At 62.8% G+C, this 231-nt stretch carries 1 protein-coding gene; it reads right to left on the bottom strand.

Annotation, left to right across the window (positions count from 1 at the left end; all coding sequences use genetic code 11):
- On the bottom strand, positions 1-231 hold a 231-nt coding region (locus KVS69_RS20805; protein ID WP_217540249.1), incomplete at both ends, for a sugar nucleotide-binding protein.

The following is a 231-nucleotide window of genomic DNA, read 5'->3' as shown; positions in this document are numbered from 1 at the left end:
CTCGATAAGGCGTCGCTGCACTTCCGTCGAAGACATAGTCGGTTGAGAAGTGCACCAACGGAACTTGCTCAGCCGCGCACCATCGCGCAATCACTCCCGGCGCTTCGGCGTTGGTGCGCCATGCAGCCTCACTCTCGACTTCCGCACGATCCACGGCGGTGTATGTCGCCGCGTTGACCACCCAGTCAGGGCGCAGGCGGTCCAACAGCGGCGCCAAAGTTTCGGGAACAC

The sequence above is a fragment of the Stenotrophomonas sp. GbtcB23 genome, from assembly GCF_019091045.1.
Taxonomy (GTDB): Bacteria; Pseudomonadota; Gammaproteobacteria; order Xanthomonadales; family Xanthomonadaceae; genus Stenotrophomonas; species Stenotrophomonas rhizophila_A.
Note: the sequence above shows the minus strand (reverse complement) of the source record. Positions and strands in the feature narration are given on the sequence as shown.